This is a genomic window from Albidovulum salinarum (genome assembly GCF_025673475.1).
Lineage (GTDB): Bacteria > Pseudomonadota > Alphaproteobacteria > Rhodobacterales > Rhodobacteraceae > Albidovulum > Albidovulum salinarum.
This window is the reverse complement of record NZ_JAOVQO010000017.1, coordinates 90,587-107,227: the sequence shown is the minus strand read 5'-3', so window position 1 is coordinate 107,227 and position 16,641 is coordinate 90,587. Positions and strand designations below refer to the sequence as shown.

Annotated in this window: 12 protein-coding genes and 4 tRNA genes; 12 read left to right on the top strand and 4 right to left on the bottom strand. The window is 67.2% G+C overall.

Going from position 1 to position 16,641, the window contains the following annotated elements; all coding sequences use genetic code 11:
- The first annotated feature begins 76 nt into the window (after window positions 1-76).
- The 4 genes from OEZ60_RS17260 to OEZ60_RS17245 all read left to right on the top strand — a co-directional run bounded on the left by OEZ60_RS17260 (window position 77) and on the right by OEZ60_RS17245 (window position 3,276).
- A tRNA-Val gene (locus tag OEZ60_RS17260) sits at window positions 77-151 on the top strand.
- A gap of 101 nt (window positions 152-252) precedes the next feature.
- Complete coding sequence (locus OEZ60_RS17255) at window positions 253-468, top strand: hypothetical protein (protein WP_263338893.1); 216 nt, start codon at window positions 253-255, stop codon at window positions 466-468.
- 194 nt (window positions 469-662) lie between these two features.
- Window positions 663-738 (top strand) — tRNA-Val (locus OEZ60_RS17250).
- Window positions 739-1,320: 582 nt separating this feature from the next.
- The gene (locus tag OEZ60_RS17245; RefSeq protein ID WP_263338890.1) at window positions 1,321-3,276 is read left to right on the top strand and encodes an AAA family ATPase; all 1,956 of its coding nucleotides are present in this window, start codon (window positions 1,321-1,323) and stop codon (window positions 3,274-3,276) included.
- Window positions 3,277-3,286: 10 nt separating this feature from the next.
- Here OEZ60_RS17245 and OEZ60_RS17240 read toward each other — a convergent pair whose 3' ends face one another.
- Entirely contained in the window at window positions 3,287-4,351 is a 1,065-nt protein-coding gene (locus OEZ60_RS17240) for a TAXI family TRAP transporter solute-binding subunit (protein ID WP_263338886.1), read from the bottom strand.
- Between the two features lie 33 nt (window positions 4,352-4,384).
- Window positions 4,385-5,659: a coiled-coil domain-containing protein gene (locus OEZ60_RS17235; protein ID WP_263338883.1), complete on the bottom strand. Its 1,275-nt coding sequence runs from the start codon at window positions 5,657-5,659 to the stop codon at window positions 4,385-4,387.
- 577 nt (window positions 5,660-6,236) lie between these two features.
- On the opposite strand from OEZ60_RS17235, the gene OEZ60_RS17230 reads away from it, so the two are divergent.
- The 3 genes from OEZ60_RS17230 to OEZ60_RS17220 all read left to right on the top strand — a co-directional run bounded on the left by OEZ60_RS17230 (window position 6,237) and on the right by OEZ60_RS17220 (window position 6,696).
- Window positions 6,237-6,313: transfer RNA gene (locus OEZ60_RS17230), tRNA-Asp, on the top strand.
- Window positions 6,314-6,344: 31 nt separating this feature from the next.
- Window positions 6,345-6,421: transfer RNA gene (locus OEZ60_RS17225), tRNA-Asp, on the top strand.
- Between the two features lie 80 nt (window positions 6,422-6,501).
- Window positions 6,502-6,696, top strand: a complete 195-nt coding sequence (locus tag OEZ60_RS17220) for an RND transporter (RefSeq protein ID WP_263338880.1) — start codon at window positions 6,502-6,504, stop codon at window positions 6,694-6,696.
- Between the two features lie 76 nt (window positions 6,697-6,772).
- Here the strand turns inward: OEZ60_RS17220 and OEZ60_RS17215 are convergent, their stop codons facing one another.
- The gene (locus OEZ60_RS17215; protein WP_263338879.1) at window positions 6,773-8,149 is read right to left on the bottom strand and encodes a M20/M25/M40 family metallo-hydrolase; all 1,377 of its coding nucleotides are present in this window, start codon (window positions 8,147-8,149) and stop codon (window positions 6,773-6,775) included.
- Between the two features lie 69 nt (window positions 8,150-8,218).
- Window positions 8,219-9,592, bottom strand: coding sequence for a M20/M25/M40 family metallo-hydrolase (locus tag OEZ60_RS17210; protein WP_263338877.1), 1,374 nt, complete (start codon window positions 9,590-9,592; stop codon window positions 8,219-8,221).
- Window positions 9,593-9,799: 207 nt separating this feature from the next.
- Between OEZ60_RS17210 and hemA the strand changes: the two genes are divergently transcribed.
- The 5 genes from hemA to OEZ60_RS17185 all read left to right on the top strand — a co-directional run bounded on the left by hemA (window position 9,800) and on the right by OEZ60_RS17185 (window position 16,612).
- Complete coding sequence (gene hemA / locus OEZ60_RS17205) at window positions 9,800-11,023, top strand: 5-aminolevulinate synthase (protein ID WP_263338874.1); 1,224 nt, start codon at window positions 9,800-9,802, stop codon at window positions 11,021-11,023.
- Window positions 11,024-11,134: 111 nt separating this feature from the next.
- Entirely contained in the window at window positions 11,135-12,418 is a 1,284-nt protein-coding gene (locus tag OEZ60_RS17200; RefSeq protein ID WP_263338872.1) for a helix-turn-helix domain-containing protein, read from the top strand.
- A 72-nt stretch (window positions 12,419-12,490) separates the two neighbouring features.
- On the top strand, window positions 12,491-13,612 hold the full coding sequence (gene ispG, locus OEZ60_RS17195; protein WP_263338870.1) for a flavodoxin-dependent (E)-4-hydroxy-3-methylbut-2-enyl-diphosphate synthase: 1,122 nt from the start codon (window positions 12,491-12,493) through the stop codon (window positions 13,610-13,612).
- Window positions 13,613-13,718: 106 nt separating this feature from the next.
- Complete coding sequence (locus OEZ60_RS17190) at window positions 13,719-15,530, top strand: ABC-F family ATP-binding cassette domain-containing protein (protein ID WP_263338868.1); 1,812 nt, start codon at window positions 13,719-13,721, stop codon at window positions 15,528-15,530.
- Window positions 15,527-16,612, top strand: coding sequence for a CaiB/BaiF CoA transferase family protein (locus OEZ60_RS17185; RefSeq protein ID WP_263338866.1), 1,086 nt, complete (start codon window positions 15,527-15,529; stop codon window positions 16,610-16,612). Before OEZ60_RS17190 ends, OEZ60_RS17185 begins: the two co-directional genes overlap by 4 nt.
- Window positions 16,613-16,641 lie beyond the last annotated feature (29 nt).

Genomic DNA, 16,641 nt, shown 5'->3' with positions numbered 1-16,641 from the left:
GATGTTTTCTGTGGACCGCCGCGGTCGAAAGACCTCTTGCGGTAACCCGAGAATGCGGTTAGGAACCCGGCCGGACGGGTGATTAGCTCAGTGGTAGAGCGCTTCGTTCACATCGAAGATGTCGGGGGTTCAAATCCCTCATCACCCACCATCCCAACCCATGTAACCCTACGGCGCGCGGCCCCTTAACGGGGTCTGAACCGCGCCGTGGTGTGATCCCGCGGGTATTCAGCTGCCTTCGGAGGTCTGCCAGTGGAACCCTTGCGCAAGTACGTTAAGCCGACATCCCTGACCTGGCTCGCCTCGGCGCTGCCGCTCCTGGCCGGGCTCTTCATCGCCTTCGAGCCCGTCCACCACCTCGCCGACTGGGCCAAGGCCGTGAGTCTGACCTTCGGCAGCGCCTCTCCCTATCTTCTGATCAATGCCGGCCTCGTCGGCATTGGTCTCAGGGGGGCGATGCGGGCCTGAACCGCGCGGTATTGGCGGCGCTTCCGGATGCCGGAGCGCCGCGCCGGGATCCGGGCGAGGTGCCCTCGATCCGGCGCCGATACAGCTTCAGCACGACGACAGGGCATGGACTCGAACATGAAGACGGTTTCGGCCCGCGCTTGCCCGACGGAGGGCTTGCCCCGCGCTGCCTCAGGCGCTACATCCGGCGCTGCGGGTCGTTAGCTCAGTTGGTAGAGCGCTTCGTTTACACCGAAGATGTCGGGAGTTCGAGCCTCTCACGACCCACCAAAGAACCAGCAAGTCAGGTTAAGATTGCGAAGCGACCTGAGGTTGGTGAGCCTGACCGTTGGAATCGCGCACCGTAGAGAAGATCGAGACGTTGATCGCGCCCTGCATGAGATCGGGCGGGAATCGCCCCCATAACCAACAGGTCGTGACCGGATTGCGGTGCCCGAGGATCTGATCGGTCATCCCAGATGGGCACGCGCGCGCCGAGTGTCGTAACGGCGATAGTGTGGCGTAAAGCATGAATGCGAGCGTCGTCGAGCCTGGTTTTGCGCTGGCAACGGCTCCGCGGTCTTGCCAGCGGCCGCCTTCTACCGGGTGTCGAGGGGGAACTAGGACACCGGGGCGGTGGCGATCGGCTGGATTTTCGGGACCGTTTGGGGCAGACTGGAACCGGACGGCATCCGCGGGCACTTGGGGGGCAGAGCCCGGGTTCGATCGCCCGGCGCGGCGGCACGCGTATAGCGGCGGCCGCAGTGAGCAGCGGCCCTTCAATACCCGGCGACCGCGTAGCGAGAAGCTCGCTCCGACCTGCCGCCAAGGGACGATTCCGCCCCTAAGAGTTTCGGGGGGATACGGTTGCCTATGTACGAAGCAGCGCTGGGCCTGCGGCACAGCCCGTTCTCCACACCGGAAGGCGGGTCTTCGGTCTACTGGAGCAAGTCCCATGCCCTCGCGTTCGACCGGCTCGGCTTCGCGGCCCGCAGCCGCGCACCTCTTACGATCTTCGTCGGCGAGCCGGGCACCGGCCGCTCGACCCTGATCCGTGAACTCGTGCGGCGTGAACGGGCCGAACGGGCCATCGGGCTCGTCGCGGACCCCGCAGCCCTTTCCAAGGATCCCTGCGCCGCAGTGCTGACCGCGCTTGATGCCGGGGAAGCGGGCGACACCCGTGACCGGAACTGCGCCGCGCTCGCCGATTACCTGACCTCCGCCGCCTCGAAGGGGCCGGCACCCCTTCTCATCGTCGATGACGCAGACCGACTGTCAGACGAAACGCTCTCAACTCTTTACTATTTTTCCGTCGGCGAGCAGGGTGACGGCGCCTTGCTCAAACTTGTGTTGGCCGGCCTGCCCGACCTCTTCGAGCGTGCCTATCGCGGTGCGCCCGACATCGTCGGACCGAGCTTCGAACTCGAACCCATGTCCGCCAAGGACACTGCCGCCTACGTCCGCCACGCCGTCACCGCCGCCGGCGCACGCGGAGACCTTTTCGATGCCGGGGCGCTCGAGGAGGTGTTCACGCGCACCGGCGGCGTGCCGCTGAAGATAAATGCGGTTTGCGAGGGCTGCCTCAGCCAGGCGACCCATAAGGGAGTCAGCCGGATCGATCGGCACACCGTCCGAGCCGCAATTGCCGCCTTTGGGCTCGATGGTCTGATCAGCATCGTGATGAGGCGCGCCCTCGCCGAGTCGCAGACCGGAAGCGGGATCGGGGAAGCCGAGTCCCGGCCCATGCCCAGGAGCGTAAGGTCCGCCGGCGCATCCGCGCCGCCGCCGCCTCCGGCCACTATGCTCGCCGCCGCCCTGGACAGTGCCTCGCGGACCGAACCCCTACTGATACGGCCAGGCGGCGTCCACGGCCGGGTTGCCCCCAGGGCCGCCGCAGCGGTGCCCGCATCGCGCCGACCGCACACCGGCGCCGCGCAACCTGAACCCGCTCCGCCGATCGTCCTCTCCGATGCACAGAGGGTCGCGGATCCACCGCCCACGGCCGCTCCCGCGCCGACGCCGCGCCGACGCCCGGCGGCCCGGCGCCTCGTGCTGGCGGTCACGGCGCTCACCGCGATGGCCGGTGGCGCCTTCTACCTCGCTGATCCCGGCACGCCGCTCGCGGCGCGCATCGCCGTCCTGAAGGCGGAAACGGATGCTTTTCTCCAGGACACGCTGAGCCGCATTGTCGCCGGTGTGCCGCCGACCGCGCCAAACCGGCCGGCCGCGGCCGCACCGACGCCCGATCTGGAGCTTCTGACCCGAGTCGGGCGGATCCGCACCGCCGTCGCGGCCATCCCCGCGACCGCTGCAGACCGGTTCCGAGCGGCGATCGAGATTGGCGGCGACGACCCGGAACTCGCGGTGGTCCACTTCGCCCTTGCGGCGCTGCACGGTCATGACCGCGCCGCCTATTACCTCGGCCAGATCTATGAGACCGGCGAGGGGGTCGCGACGAACCGCGGCCTTGCTCGGGGCTGGTACGGCGAAGCCGGGACGGCGATCGCGGGAGCCGTCCGCGGCCTCGCTGAACTCGCCCCGAGCGAGCCCGAAAGCACGCCGGGCCCGCCGGTGCCGCTCTATGCAGGGAGGATGCCAGACGGGTCCGTGGAACTGGTCTGGACAGGCGGCGATGGCGCCGCACCGTCGCACTACCGTGTTGAACTCGGCACCGAACCGGGCTCGGTCTCGCTGACCGCGGGTCCACTCGTCATCTCGGCAATCCGGGTCAGTGCGCCGGGCGCCGCCCGCGCCTGGCGGGTCGTCGCCGCAGGTGGTCCCGGCTCGGACGAAGTCGCCTCTCCATGGTTGCCGATCGACGGCGGGTGACTCCGGCTCGTCAGCAACCGACCGCGGCGCAGATTCTCGCGCGGTAGGCCTGGTTCGCCTGGCTCTCGATCGACTCGGGTTCCGGTGCTGCTGCGGGCACCGGTGCGGCGCATTGCAACTGGTAGGTTTCGCTCAACCCCTCGTTCACGCAATTGCCGATCTCCCAACCCGGCGGGATATCGTTGAGATCGACTTGCTTCCATTTCGGATGGCCCGAAGCCTGCAACTCCTTGAAATTCGTAAGCACGATACTCGAGAGGTCCGACACCGAGCGGCAGCTTTCGCGGTGATAGGCGTTGCGGCCCGGCTCGTACTCATAGGTCATCAACACCGCCTTCACCGCGACGACGTCGATCCCTTCGGTCTGGAACGCATAGGTGCCAGCCTCGATCCGCGACGGCACATAGACAGCGGCGAGCGTCGGGTTGGTGATCGGCAGGAGGTGCAGCGCCGCGCCATCGATCTCGGGCGACTGGAAAATCTTCGTCGGCGCACCCGCGACATAGAAGAAGGCGTCGATGCTGCCCTCGATCAGGCGCGCGAGTGAGGTGTCGGCGTCGATCGTCACCCGTTCGGCCGGCCGGACTCCGGCGAGGTCGAGCACGAGCGAGGCAGTCAGGAACGTGCCGCTGTCCTCGACGCCGACCGCGACTCGCTTGCCGGTCAGATCCTCGAGCGACCCGATCTCACGCCTGGCGAGGATGTGCACCTCTTCGTTGTAGAGTGGGAAGGCGATCCGTACGCCGAATATCGCCCGCGCGATTGCCGGATCGCTACTGGCGAAGGTGCGCATGTATTCCAGCACGTCGCTCTGGACGATACCGAACTGGGTCTGCGGACGGTTGCGGACGCCGAGGAAATTCTCCAGCGAGCCCGCGCTCTCGCGAACATTGAGGGTAATGCCGCATTTTGCCGCCATCCGGCTCATGTCGTTTCCGAACTGGATGTAGGTTCCGGTCGGTCCTCCGGTGAGGATATTCCTCTCGACGCTCTGGGCCGTTGCGGGCGATGCGAACCCCGCGGCAAGCGCGAGGATAGCAATGGCTTGAATCAATAATCCGTGGAGTCTGGTCACCGTGTCCTCCCTTCGAAACCGGGCGCCGGCAGCTCAACACGCGCCCATGGACCTGATCAAATACACAAGTGTCTGCCGATTGATCCTGCCGGTCGCGGACTTCAGGGCGTCGGTCGGGCAGGTGCCGGATGAAAGCTCGCTCACCAGCCGCTCGAACGCCTCCGGCGTCACCTCATCGATACCCGGCGCCGCGATCAGCACCGCGCGCACGTCGGCAGGTGACGGCGGCGCCGGCACCGCTGCGCCGCCCGCTTCCGGGGCGGCGTTCGTCGTTCCCGGCGCAAGTGCCGGAGACGCTGCCGACAGCGCGGCCTCGGTGGCGGCCTGCGCGTTGCGCGTCAACTGCAGTGTGGCCTCCGCCGCCGCGACAAGCGCCTCGAGCTCGGCCAGTTCCCCCGCGACGCCGTCCTTGCGCGCCGCCAGATCGGCGATCTCGGCCTCGCGCAACTCCTTCTCCTCGCCCATCAATTTCAGGGCGGACACGAGCTTGCGTTCCTCCTCCACGGCGGCGCTGGCCGCCGCCTCAACCGCGTCCTTTTCCCCGCGCGACTCGTCAAGCGCGGTCCGGGCCGCCGCGAGTTCTTCGGTGATGGCGGCAAGATCCTCGCGGATCCGCGCCGCGTCCTGGGACGCGGCATCGCGTTCCGCGCGCGCTGCCGCCACCTCGTCGGCCAGCGCGCCAAGCTCGGCAGCCTTCGTCGCCATCTCTGCGGTAATCCGTGACATCGTCGATCTCGCCGTCTCGGCCTGATTGCGCAGCGCCTCGACCTCGGCCGCCGCCGCGCCCCGACGCTGTGCCAGCGCGCCGATCTCGACGTCCAACTCCGAGCCGCGTGCACGCTGCGCCTCGATCTCGGCCGCGATGCCCGCGGCCTCTTCCCGCATCGCCTCGATCTTGGCGGTTTGCTCCGTCACGGAACCCGCCGACTCGTTCTGCAACTCGGTGATGCGGGCGCCGGAGTCGCGCAGCTGCTCCTCGACCCTTTGCAACTCCGCCTGGCGCTCGGTCAGCTGCGCCTCGACGCCGTGTATCTCGGTTTCGAAACCCTTCCGGTTCTCCTCAAGCACGGCGATCCGCGCCGTGAGATCGTCAAGCGTGGATTTCGCGCCGGCGATCTCGGTGACCAGCCCATCGCGTTCGTCGCGCGCGCGCGCGATCTCATCCTCAAGGAGCGCAAGCACCTTGCGCAAGGATGCCGGCGTTTCGTCGGTGCCGCCCGTCGGCGCGTCCTGTGCCCAGCTTGCTGGCGCAACACACAATACGACAAGGAGGGCGATGCAGCCGCATGTACGCGTCAATCTCACCATTGCCCCACTCTCCATTTCTGGAGCCACTTCCTAACGCTCTCACAAATCGGCGAAAAAGTCGACTCGCGGCCTCGGGAGCGGGGCATCGCTTCCACCGGTGCGCGTGCGTCGCCGTGGACTCGTCACGGCTTCGACCGGCTTGGTGCGTTCCGGGCACGATGCGAATCCGCCATAGCAGCGCGGCTTCGGCGTACCGCCGAAAGCATCGCGAACCGGCGGGAACGATGGGGGAGGGGCGAAGGACACCTCTGCGGCACCACGCCTGCAGCCGACTTGCGACGTGTTCCCAAGCTTATCATCCCTGTGGGCACGGGGATTGTTCGGGTCATCCGTAAACATCCCCGACGTGTGCAGGGTTCCGTTGCCTTCTTCCTTGTCGACTGGCATCGGAAGCCTTCGCTCGCACCGAAGATGTCGGGCGTTCGAGCCTCTCGCGCCTCACGATCCCCGCTTCTATCGCGCATTCGACCCCGGTTGAAAATTCGTGTCCGAAATCGCTACGGCGCTGCTTGACGGGGGAGCGGGAGATGCCTATTACGCATCCCACGCTCGGGCGGCGATCCGGGCGGGTGGACACGCGGTTGTAGCTCAGTCGGTTAGAGTACCGGCCTGTCACGCCGGGGGTCGCGGGTTCGAGCCCCGTCAACCGCGCCACCACCCGGATCGCCCGAGAGCGCCCCAATGCGCGGTTGTAGCTCAGTCGGTTAGAGTACCGGCCTGTCACGCCGGGGGTCGCGGGTTCGAGCCCCGTCAACCGCGCCATTTCGCCCCCTGCGGGCCATTGCCAGGTCAATTCAACACTTCACGCCGGGGCCAACGTGGAACTCCTTGATCGCATCCCGATGTCGGTCGCCGTGCTGGCCGCCTTGACGCTCGGGCTCGCGCCGTTCGTTCCCGAGCCGCATCTTTGGGAAAAGTTGAAGATGTTGGCGGCCGGAACGCTCGTCCGGCCGATCGATATCTTCGATCTCGTGCTACACGCCGCCCCTTGGGCGATTCTGATCGCCAAGCTGGCGCGCAGGGGCTTCGCCGGCTGACCCGGGCCAAGTCGAGGCCCGGCGTCGGCCGGTCTCGCTGCTGTCCGCCTCGGTGGCGCGCAAGCGAAGCCTTTCGTCAGTCCAGCGCCGCGAGGATCCTTGCCCAGGAGCGGATGCCCTTGTGGAAGCTCTTCACGTCGTATTTCTCGTTCGGAGAGTGGATGGCGTCGTCGTCATTGGCGAAGCCCACGAGCATCGCATCCATGCCGAGCACCTCCTTGAAGAAGCCCGCGATCGGGATCGAGCCGCCCATGCCGACGAAGACCGCCTCGCGGTTCCATTCGTCCGAGAGCGCCCTGCGCGCGGCCTCGAATTCCGACCGGGCGGTGTTCATCACCGCGGCCGGGGAGCCCTCGAGGTCGTTGTCCCAGGTCACGCGCGCATCCGGCGAGAGCCGCGCCGCGACATGGGCGCGGACACGCTCGCGCAGCTTGTCGGGGTCCATGTCGCCGACGAGCCGGCAAGTGAGCTTGCAATGCGCCTCGGCCGGGATCACGGTCTTCGAGCCCGCGCCCTGGTAGCCGCCCCACATGCCGTTGATCTCGAGCGTCGGGCGCGCCCATTGCTGGACCAGCGTGGAATAGCCCTTCTCGCCATGCGGCACGGTGTAGCCGACCGAGCCCAGGTATTCCTTCTCGTCGAAGCCGCAGTTCTCCCACTGCGTCAGGAGTTCCGCCGGCACTTCCTGGACGCCCTCGTAGAAGCCCTCGACCGCGACACGCCCGGTCTCATGGTCGTGGAACGAGGCGACGATGCGCGCCATCTCGCGCAGGGGGTTGAGACCGGGCCCCCCGTAGTGGCCCGAATGCAGGTCGATGCGCGGCCCGTGGATCGTGAACTCGTCCTTGAGCATGCCGCGCAGCTGCGAGGCGATCGAGGGGATACCGGGCGAGACCATCGAGGTGTCGCAGATCAGCGCGAGATCGGCCGTCAGCTCGGCCGCGTTCGCCTGCATGAAGGGGATGAGCGAGGGCGAGCCCGATTCCTCCTCGCCTTCGAGGAAGATCGTGAGCCGGCCGGGCAGGGTGCCGTGGACCGCCTTCCAGGCGCGGCAGGCCTCGATGAAGGTCATGAGCTGACCCTTGTCGTCCGACGATCCGCGACCGCGGATAACGCGGCCCTTTGGCGTGTCCTCGATCGCCGGGTCGAACGGATCGCGGTGCCAGAGGTTAAGGGGATCGACCGGCTGCACGTCGTAGTGACCGTAAAAGAGGAGGTGCCGGCCGCTGTCGCCGGCATGGCCGACGACCATCGGATGGCCGGGCGTGGCGCGGGCGGCCGCGTCGAAGCCAAGCGCGGCCAGCTCGGCGGCGAGCCATTCGGCCGCCTTGGCGCAATCCCCCTTGAACGCGGGGTCGGTCGAGATCGACTTGATGCGCAAGAGGTCGAACAGGCGATCCAGTGCGTCGGGCAGGGTCTGGTCGATCCGGGCGAGGACGGCTTGAAGGGACATGACGGCTCCTGTTTCAAATCGCCACGAACGTATCAGGGCGAAGGACGCTGTCCAGACGCCTTGGCGCCGCTATGCGTTCAGCGCGTGGAGGATGCGGGCCCAGCTTCGCATTCCCTTGTGGAAGCTCTCCACGTCGTACTTCTCATTGGGACTGTGAATCTGGTCGCTGTTCCGGCCGAAGCCGACCATCAGGGAATCGAGGCCGAGTATCGACTTGAACAGGCTCACGACCGGGATCGAGCCGCCGCTGCCGGTATAGCTCGCGGGAAGCTGCCACTCCTCGGCCAGCGCTGCCCGTGCCAGTTCGAAGGCGGGATCGGAAAGGTCGTTGACTGCGGCCGGGGCGGCGACGGCGGTCGTGATTTCGGCGGTGCAGTCGGCTGGCAGTTGCGAGGCGACATAGGCGCGGAAAGCCTCCTCGATCTTCCTCGAATCCTGGCGCGAGACCAGGCGGAACGACAGCTTCGCGCGGGCCTCCGCCGGCAGCACCGTCTTGAAGCCGGCGCCGGCATAACCGCCCGCGATGCCGTTCACGTCAAGCGTCGGGCGCGACCAGACCATCTCCAGCGGCGTGCGATCCTGTTCGCCGGCGGGAACCGAAAGACCGACCGCTTCGAGGAACCGTTCATGGTTGAAGTTCAGCCGCTGCCACTGCGCGCGGACGTCGTCGGGCAATTCATCGACATCGTCGTAGAAGCCGGGCAGCGTGATCCGGCCGTCGTCGTCATGCAGGTCGCTGAGGATCCGCGTCAGGACCCGGATCGGATTGATCGCCGGGCCGCCGTAAAGCCCCGAATGCAGATCCCGGTCGGCGCCCCGGATCACGATTTCCAGCGCCAGGATGCCGCGCAGCATCATCTCGATTGCCGGGGAGCGGTCGTCAAAAAGGCCGGTATCGCAGACAAGAACGAGGTCTGCGGCCAACTCGTCGGCATGGTCTTTCAGGAAAGGGGCCAGCGACGGCGAACCGGATTCCTCTTCTCCCTCAAGAAGGACCGTGAGGCGACCGGGCAGGGTGCCGTGCACCGCCTTCCAGGCCCGGCAGGCCTCGATGAAGGTCATCAATTGACCCTTGTCGTCCGACGCTCCGCGGCCGCGGATCACCTTGCCTTTGGGCGTGTCCTCGATCGCCGGATCAAACGGGTCGCGGTGCCAGAGGTCGAGGGGATCGACCGGCTGCACGTCGTAATGGCCATAAAAGAGAAGGTGCCGGCCGCTACCGCCCGCGTGACCGACGACCATCGGATGTCCGGGCGTGGCGCGCGCAGCGGCGTCGAAGCCAAGCGCGCTCAGTTCTGCCGCGAGCCAATCCGCGGCCTTCGCGCAATCGGCGGCGTAGGCCGGATCGGTCGAGATCGACTTGATGCGCAAGAGATCGAACAGTCGCTCTGTCGCTTCGGGCAGGTTGGCGTCGATCTTGTCCAGAACGGTCTCAATGCTCATCGCGTGATCTCCTCTCTGGTTCGGTTAGAAGCGTATCAGCGATACGCCGCCTGTCCAGTTCGGCGTAGGTGGTCGCAAATGGCGTAAGAGAGGGCGGGGGGCGGCAAATTGTACCCTCGCCATCGCTGGTATTGACCTTTATCAAGGACCGGCGCGGACAGGGGGCTTAGGTCTTCTGTATGACCGATGAAGAGCCGGGAGATGGATATGGACTACGAAGCTCAACTCGACGCAGCCCTTTCGCGGCTGCATGAGGAAGGCCGCTACCGGACCTTCATCGATATCGAGCGGCAGAAAGGCCAGTATCCCAAAGCCGTGTGGCGCCGTCCCGACGGGACGCAAAAGGACATCACCGTCTGGTGCGGCAACGACTACCTCGGCATGGGCCAGCATCCGGCGGTGCTTGGTGCGATGCACGAGGCGCTCGAATCGACCGGCGCAGGTTCGGGCGGGACGCGCAACATCTCCGGCACCACGATCTATCACAAGGCGCTCGAGGCCGAGCTTGCAGACCTGCACCGCAAGGAAGCGGCGCTCGTCTTCACCTCGGCCTATATCGCCAACGATGCTACTCTCTCGACGCTGCCGAAGCTCTTTCCGGGCCTGATCATCTATTCCGACGAGCTGAACCACGCCTCGATGATCGAGGGCATCCGCCGCAACGGCGGCGCCAAGCGTGTGTTCCGCCACAACGACCTGGCGCATCTGCGCGAACTGCTCGAGGCCGATGACCCGGCCGCGCCGAAGCTCATCGCCTTCGAATCGGTCTATTCGATGGATGGCGACATTTGCCCGATGGAGGCGATCTGCGACCTCGCCCGGGAATTCGGCGCGCTGACCTATCTCGACGAGGTCCATGCAGTCGGCATGTACGGCCCGCGCGGCGGCGGTGTGGCCGAGAAGCTCGGACTGATGGGCCGGATCGATATCATCAATGCGACGCTCGCCAAGGCCTATGGCGTGATGGGCGGTTATATCGCCGCGACCGCGAAGATGGTCGACGCGATCCGCTCCTATGCGCCGGGCTTCATCTTCACGACCTCGATCCCGCCGGCGGTGGCGGCGGGGGCGGCGGCGAGCGTGCGGCACCTCAAGACCGACCAGTCGCTGCGCGACAAGCAGCAGGAACACGCGCGGGTGCTGAAGACCCGGCTGAAGGCGCTGGGCCTGCCGATCATCGACCACGGCACCCATATCGTGCCGGTCCATGTCGGCCATCCGGTGCACTGCAAGAAGATCTCGGACATGCTGCTGCAGGACTACGGGATCTATGTCCAGCCGATCAACTTCCCCACCGTGCCGCGCGGCACCGAGCGGCTGCGCTTCACGCCCTCGCCGGTGCATTCGATGGACGACATCGACCGGCTGGTCCGCGCGATGGATAAACTGTGGTCACACTGCGCCTTGAATCGCGCCGAACTGACGGCCTGAGGGCATCCACAGTCGCAATCTACCTTGCCCTGTGCTATGGAATCTTCAATAGGACGGCGCACGAGCCGACGAATCGGCAGTCGCGCGGATACAAGAGACGGGGCAGCAGGCATGATCGGGCGGAGGACACCTCCTTCCACGCAGGACTTGGACAAACCCAAGGGGTTTGACGATTTCGAACTGCGGCTCGGCGACGTGATGCGCGGCGAGCGCGCGACGCTCGCGAAGTCTCTTCTCGACGTACAGCGCGAGCTGAAAATCAAGGCGAGCTACATCGCCGCGATCGAGAACGCCGATGTCTCGGCCTTCGAGACGCCCGGTTTCGTCGCGGGCTATGTGCGTTCCTATGCGCGCTATCTCGGCATGGATCCCGAATGGGCGTTCAAGCGGTTCTGCCAGGAGGCGAATTTCACCGTCGCCCACGGCATGTCGCTCGCGGCCTCGGGGCCGAAGCCCACGCGCAAGAAGATCGAATACAGCGAGCCGCTCGCCAACCCCAACGCGCTCTTCGTGCCGCGCGGCGGACCCGCCCTGTCCGGGGTGGAGCCCCGCGCGATCGGCTCGATCATGGTGCTTCTTATGCTGATCGGCGGCATCGGCTATGGCGGCTGGACGGTTCTGCAGGAAGTGCAGAAGGTGCAGCTTTCGCCGGTCGACCAGGCGCCTGGCGTGACGGCCGAGCTTGATCCGCTGGCGGGAGTCGGCGGCCACGCAGCCGATCAGGCCGAGGATGGCGAACTGGCGCTTGCAGCACTTCCGGGGCAGGAGGCGCTTCCGCCGGCGCCAGAGGCTTTCGACCGGCTCTACCGGCCCGAGGCGCTCGATGTGCCTGTGCTCGTGGCGCGCGATGGGCCGATCGCCTCGATTGATCCGCGCACCGTGGGCGCGCTTGCGGACATGGCGCCTGCGCCCGAGATGGCTGTTGCGGCTGCCACGCCTGCGAACGCCTGGGCTCCTGTCGCATCGACCGCCTCCGCAATCGACGGCGCGGTGACGGCTGCGCTCGGCGAAACGCCTGTTCAGGTCGTCGCGGCCGATGCGCCGGCGGTCGAACTGCTGGCGGTCCGCCCGGCCTGGGTACGGGTCCAGGCTGCCGATGGCAGCGTGATCTTCGAGAAGATCCTCGATTCCGGCGAGCGGTTCGCGCTGCCGAAGCTCGAAGAGGCCCCGATCCTTCGCGTCGGCGAGTCCGGGGCGCTTTATTTCGCGGTCAATGGCCAGACCTATGGCCCCGCCGGTCGCCAGGGCGTCGTCACCAGAAACGTCGAGCTCTCGCCGGAAGCTCTCACGGCGAAGTTCGCGGTGGCCGATCTCTCGCAGGACGCCGATCTCGCGCAGTTCGTCGCCGTCGCCGATGCCGGTGCGGCGGGCGCCGCCGAACCCGCCACTGAGTGACGCTGTCATTGCCGAGTGGCGCCGGGCGGTCTATCTAGAGCGCGATCCCCGCGAGTCAGAGCCGAGGCTGACATGTCCCACAATCCGATCCGACCCTGGCGCGACATCGCCCGGCGCAAGTCGCGCCGGATCATGGTCGGCGACGTCCCGGTGGGCGGTGACGCGCCGATCACGGTCCAGACCATGACCAACACGATCACCTCCGACGTGAGGGCGACGGTTGACCAGGTGCTGCGTTCCGCCGCGGCCGGGGCCGACATCGTCCGCGTCTCGACGCCGGACGAAGCCTCCACCCGCGCGCTGCGCGAGATCGTCCGCGAAAGCCCGGTGCCGATCGTGGCCGACATCCATTTCCATTATCGCCGTGCCATCGAGGCGGCCGAAGCGGGCGCCGCCTGCCTCAGGATCAATCCCGGCAATATCGGTTCGGCCGAGCGGGTGCGCGAGGTGGTGAAGGCGGCCAAGGACCACGGCTGCTCGATCCGCATCGGGGTGAACGCCGGCAGCCTCGAAAAGCACCTTCTCGACAAGTATGGCGAGCCCTGCCCGGACGCGATGGTGGAAAGCGGGCTCGATCATATCAAGCTCTTGCAGGACAACGACTTTCACGAGTTCAAGATCTCCTGCAAGGCCTCCGACGTCTTTCTCGCCGCCGCCGCCTACCAGCAACTGGCCGAGGCGACGGATGCGCCGATCCACCTCGGCATCACCGAGGCGGGCGGCCTCGTTTCCGGCACGGTCAAGTCGGCGGTCGGGCTCGGCAATCTCCTCTGGGCCGGGATCGGCGACACGATCCGCGTCAGCCTTTCGGCCGATCCGGTCGAGGAGGTGAAGGTCGGCTACGAGATCCTGAAATCCCTCGGTCTCAGGACGCGCGGGGTGCAGATCATCTCCTGCCCGTCCTGCGCGCGGCAGGGCTTCGACGTGATCAAGACCGTCGAGGCGCTGGAGAAACGGCTCGAGCACATCAAGACGCCGATGTCGCTCTCGATCATCGGCTGCGTGGTGAACGGGCCGGGCGAGGCGCTGATGACCGATATCGGCTTCACCGGCGGCGGGGCGGGATCGGGCATGATCTATCTGGCGGGCAAACAGGACCACAAGCTGTCGAACGACAAGATGATCGATCATATCGTCGACCTCGTGGAAGCCCGCGCGGCCGAGATCGAGGCGGCGAAGGCGGCGGCGGAGTAGGGGGCGCTGCCCCCGTCGCCGCGGGACACGGCGACTCCCCCGGAGTATTTTCGGACAGAAAGTGAGGCCGTTGACGGCACTCCTCAGGCCGGGTAGCTCAGCGTCCATGGCACGCGCACCGCTTCTCCAGCTTTCCTCCATCACGCTGACCTTCGGCGGCAATCCCGTTTTCGACGGGCTCGATCTCGTCGTCCAGCCGGGCGACCGGGTGGCTCTTGTGGGCCGCAACGGATCGGGCAAGTCGACGCTGATGAAGGTCATGGCGGGGCTCGTCGAGGCCGATGCCGGGACCCGGGTCGTGCCGCCCGGCGTGACCGTGGGCTACATGGAGCAGGAGCCGGACCTGTCGGCCTTTGCCACGCTCGGCGATTTCGCCGCCTCGGGCCTGCCCGAGGGCGAAGCCTACCGCGTCGCGGTCGTGGCCGAGGGGCTGAAGTTCGACCCCGCGACGCCGGTCGCGGCAGCCTCCGGCGGCGAGCGGCGGCGCGCGGCGCTCGCGAAACTTCTGGCCGAGGCGCCGGAGCTGATGCTGCTCGACGAGCCGACGAACCATCTCGACATCGAGGCGATCCGTTGGCTCGAGGCGGAGCTGAAGGAGACCCGCGCGGCCTTCGTCCTCATCAGCCACGATCGGGCGTTCCTGCGGGCGCTGACGCGGGCGACGCTCTGGATCGACCGCGGCAGGGTCCGGCGCAACGAGCGCGGCTTCGAGGCCTTCGAGGACTGGCGCGAGACGGTCTGGGCCGAGGAGGATCTTGCCCGCCACAAGCTCGAACGCAGGATCAAGTCCGAAGGGCGATGGGCGGTCGAGGGGATTTCGGCCCGGCGCAAGCGCAACCAGGGCCGGCTCCGCGCCTTGCAGGCGATGCGCGCCGAACGCGCGGCGATGATCCGGCGCCAGGGAACGGCGGATATGGCGCTCGAGTCCGGGCAGGTCTCTGGCAAGCTGGTGATCGAGGCCAAGGGGATCGCCAAGGCGTTCGGGGATAAGCGGATCCTCAGGCCCTTCGACCTGAAGGTGCTGCGCGGCGACCGGGTGGCTTTTGTCGGACCGAACGGGGTCGGCAAGACCACGCTTCTCAAGATGCTGACGAGCGAGGTCGCACCCGATGAAGGGGCCGTGCGGCTCGGCACCAATCTCGAGATCGCGGTCTTCGACCAGGCGCGGGCTGCGCTCGATTTCTCGGTGACGCTCTGGGACGGGCTCGTGAACGATCCCGACATGGCGGTTTCGGGGCGCTCGGACCAGGTCATGGTGCGCGGCACGCCGAAGCATGTCGTGGCCTATCTCAAGGACTTCCTCTTCGACGAGGCGCAGGCGCGGGCACCGATCGGATCGCTCTCGGGCGGGGAGCGGGCGCGGCTTCTCTTGGCGCGGATCATGGCGAAGTCGTCGAACCTCCTGATCCTCGACGAGCCGACGAACGACCTCGACGTCGAGACCCTGGACCTTCTGCAGGATCTTCTCGGCGACTACGACGGCACCGTGCTGCTGGTCAGCCACGACCGCGATTTCATCGACCGGGTGGCAACGACGACAATCGCGATGGAGGGTGACGGGCGTGCCGTGACCTATGCCGGCGGCTGGACCGATTATCAGGCGCAGCGCGGGTCGGATGAACCCGCCAAGGCTGTGAGGCCGGCGTCGAAGCCCGCGGCCATGCCGGAGCCGAAGGCAAAAAGGACCGCGCCGGGGCTGACCTTCACCGAGAAGCACCGGCTCGACGCGCTGCCCGGTATCATCGAAAAGCTTGAAGCCGAGATCGGCAAGCTCTCCGACTTCCTCTCCGATCCCAATCTCTTCTCCCAGCATCCGGACAAGTTCCGCCGCGCATCCGAGGGGCTGGCCGAGCGTCAGGCCTCGCTTGCCGCCGCCGAGGAGGAGTGGCTGATGCTCGAAGAGAAGGCCTCGGCATGACCGGGCCGCTCGACGGGCTCAGGATCGTCGAGATTGCCGGGCTCGGGCCCACGCCCTTCGCGGCGCTGCTGCTGGCGGACATGGGGGCCGAGGTGGTGCGGATCGAGCGGCCGGGGAACCGGTCGCTCCTTGGGCTCGACTACGACATCCTCAACCGCGGCCGGGGCTTCGTGACGCTCGATCTGAAGTCGGTCGAGGGGCGCGACACGGCGCGGCGGCTCATCAGGCGGGCCGACGGGCTGATCGAAGGGCTGCGACCCGGCGTGATGGAGCGGTTGGGGCTCGGACCCGATGACTTCGCTGACAATCCGCGGCTGGTTTACGGGCGCATGACCGGCTGGGGGCAGGCGGGGCCGCTTGCCGAGGCCGCCGGCCACGATATCAATTACATCGCCCTGTCGGGGGCACCTCACGCGATCGGGCCGGCCGAGCGGCCGGTGCCGCCCTTGAATCTCCTGGGCGATTTCGGCGGCGGGGGCATGTATCTCGCCTACGGCATGGTCTGCGCCTTCCTGGAAGCGGCCCGGAGCGGGAAGGGGCAGGTCGTGGATGCCGCGATCAGCGACGGCACCGCGCATCTGATGTCGATGATACAGGGGATGGCCTCGGGCGGGCAGTGGCAGGCCGCGCGCGAGGCCAACGTGCTCGACGGAGCGGCGCCGTTCTGCCGGGTCTACCAATGCAGCTGTGGTGGCTTCGTCGCGGTGGGCGCGATCGAGCCGAAATTCTGGGCCGAACTCGTGGAGCACCTCGGGCTCGACCTTGCCGATCTGCAGGCGCAGGGGGACCGGTCGCGCTGGCCGGAACTGCGCGCGATCATTGCCGCCCGGATTGCCGGGAAAAGCCGCGACGAATGGGCGGCGCGCATGGAAGGATCGGATGCTTGTCTCGCGCCGGTCCTCACGCTCGCCGAGGCGCCGGGCCATCCCCACAACGCCGCGCGAGGCACCTATGTGTGCCACGAGGGTGTGACCCAGCCCGCGCCGGCGCCGCGGCTCGGCCGCACGCCGGGGCGGATCGCCGAGGGGTCGCAGGTGCGGCCGCTCGACCCGGAAGAGGTGCTGAAGGCCTGGGGCGCTTGACCGATCCCTCGCCCGTGCGTCTTCGCGAC

Coding starts and splice junctions, on each gene's coding strand:
- OEZ60_RS17185 (WP_263338866.1), top strand. CDS start 15,527: ATGACCGGGCCGCTCGACGGGCTCAGGATCGTCGAGATTGCCGGGCTC.
- OEZ60_RS17245 (WP_263338890.1), top strand. CDS start 1,321: ATGTACGAAGCAGCGCTGGGCCTGCGGCACAGCCCGTTCTCCACACCG.
- OEZ60_RS17210 (WP_263338877.1), bottom strand. CDS start 9,592: ATGAGCATTGAGACCGTTCTGGACAAGATCGACGCCAACCTGCCCGAA.
- OEZ60_RS17190 (WP_263338868.1), top strand. CDS start 13,719: ATGGCACGCGCACCGCTTCTCCAGCTTTCCTCCATCACGCTGACCTTC.
- OEZ60_RS17215 (WP_263338879.1), bottom strand. CDS start 8,149: ATGTCCCTTCAAGCCGTCCTCGCCCGGATCGACCAGACCCTGCCCGAC.
- OEZ60_RS17200 (WP_263338872.1), top strand. CDS start 11,135: ATGATCGGGCGGAGGACACCTCCTTCCACGCAGGACTTGGACAAACCC.
- OEZ60_RS17220 (WP_263338880.1), top strand. CDS start 6,502: ATGTCGGTCGCCGTGCTGGCCGCCTTGACGCTCGGGCTCGCGCCGTTC.
- OEZ60_RS17235 (WP_263338883.1), bottom strand. CDS start 5,659: ATGGTGAGATTGACGCGTACATGCGGCTGCATCGCCCTCCTTGTCGTA.
- ispG (WP_263338870.1), top strand. CDS start 12,491: ATGTCCCACAATCCGATCCGACCCTGGCGCGACATCGCCCGGCGCAAG.
- hemA (WP_263338874.1), top strand. CDS start 9,800: ATGGACTACGAAGCTCAACTCGACGCAGCCCTTTCGCGGCTGCATGAG.